At 67.5% G+C, this 1805-nt stretch carries 2 protein-coding genes; both read left to right on the top strand.

Features of this window, described 5'->3' with window-relative positions:
• Positions 1 to 115 precede the first annotated feature (115 nt).
• On the top strand, positions 116 to 835 hold the full coding sequence (locus tag H926_RS0124770) for a response regulator (RefSeq protein WP_022678629.1): 720 nt from the start codon (positions 116 to 118) through the stop codon (positions 833 to 835).
• Positions 836 to 953: 118 nt separating this feature from the next.
• Positions 954 to 1805: PAS domain-containing protein (locus H926_RS0124765; RefSeq protein WP_022678628.1), on the top strand; the 852-nt coding region annotated here is incomplete at its 3' end.

The raw sequence follows: 1805 nt of genomic DNA, 5'->3' as shown, positions 1-1805 counted from the left end.
AGGGCTTTGCCGAGGCGATGGGCCTTGCCGTGACGGCCGCCAACCGCGCTGGCGGCGGTGCGCGTTTTGCCCTGCATGTACCGCCCGCGCTGGTCCGCCCCGTGGCCGTTCCGGCATGAGCGGCACGACAGAACCGGCTGGCCCCGGCGTGCTGGTGGTGGACGATGATCCGGCGATCCGCGCGCTCTTGCGCCACACCCTGGCCCAGGCCGGCTATGGCGTGAGCGAGGCCGCCACGGCGACCCAGGCCCTGGCCCAGCGCGCCGCGAAGGCGCCCGATCTGGCGCTGCTCGATCTCGGGCTGCCCGATCGCGATGGCCTGGAAATCCTGCCGCAACTGGTGGCGGCGGGCCTTGCCGTGGTGGTGCTGTCCGCGCGCGATGCCACCGCGGAAAAGGTTGCCGCGCTTGATCTGGGCGCCAGCGATTATGTCACCAAGCCATTCGATCCCGAAGAAATCCTGGCGCGCGTGCGCACCGCGCTGCGCCATCGCGCGCGGCTGGCTGGCGTACCGGGCGGGCAGGCGGTCTTGCGCTTTGCCGATGTGGAGATCGACCTCGCCGCGCGGCAGGTGCGCAAGGCCGGTGTCGAGGTGCACCTTGCCCCCAAGGAATATGCGTTCCTGGCCGAACTGGCGGGCAACGCCGGCCGCGTGGTGACGCATGCGCAATTGCTGCGCACGATCTGGGGGCCGGGGCACGAGACAGACGTGGAATATCTGCGCGTGGCGGCGCGCGGCATCCGGCGCAAATTGGAAAGCGATCGCCCGCCCGGCCACTCGGCGCTGCGCAACGAACCAGGCATCGGCTATCGCCTCGATCTGGCGCGCGGCTAACCCGAACCTGCACCACCCCCACGCAGGTTTACGTGGCCCCGGCTTAAACGCCATTTGAGCACGCCGATGATAGCGCCTGTCCCGGTCAATTCCGCCACCAGGACCGGGGAAAGATTGCATGTTCAAAAGGCGCGTTGTCGTTCCACTCGAAACCCGTTTCGCGCAGGCGGTGTTCGAGCAGGCGGCCGATGGCTTCCTGCTGATGCAGAATGGCCGGTTTACCCTGTGCAACGCTGCCGCGGAGCGCGTCTATCAGCGCCCCCGGCACGATATCATCGGCGCCTCGCCCGACATGCTGGCCGCGCCCTGCCAGATGGATGGCCGCCCCACGGCCGAGCACGTGGTGGAACGGATTGCCGAGGCGCAGCGCAACGGCTTTGCCCGCTTCGAATGGCTCAACCTCGACGGCAAGGGTCAACCGTTGCGCATGCTGGTGACGCTGACGCCATTGATCATCGATGGCGGCGATGCGTTGATGATCCAGGTGCAAAGCCAGGCCGAAACTTCTGCCGTGGTCGATGCCCTGCGTGAGGGGCTGGAGCGGCTGGCCGGTGGCGATCTCGATTGCCGGCTGACCCGCGCTTTCCGCCACGATTACGAATGCCTGCGCACCGCGTTCAATTCGGCGGTCGATGCCATGGCCGGGGCCATGCGCTCGGTCGGCGGGATTGCCGAACAGGTGGCCAATGGCTCGGCCGAAATCCTCGCCGGGTCCGAAGATCTTTCCACCCGTACCGAACAGCAGGCCGCCGCCGTGGAAGAGGCCGCCGCCGCGCTGCGCCAGATCAACGAAAGCGTGCAGAAATCGGTGCACGAGGCGGGCAACGCCAGCACCATGGTGCAAACGACGCTGGATGAGGCCCGCCAATCGGGCGACGTGGTAGGCCGCGCGATCGAGGCGATGGCGACGATCGAGAAATCGTCCCAGGAAATTGCCGAGATCGTGGGCGTGATCGACGCGATTGCGTTT

This window comes from Novosphingobium sp. B-7 (genome assembly GCF_000410615.1).
Lineage (GTDB): Bacteria > Pseudomonadota > Alphaproteobacteria > Sphingomonadales > Sphingomonadaceae > Novosphingobium > Novosphingobium capsulatum.
Note: the sequence above shows the minus strand (reverse complement) of the source record. Positions and strands in the feature narration are given on the sequence as shown.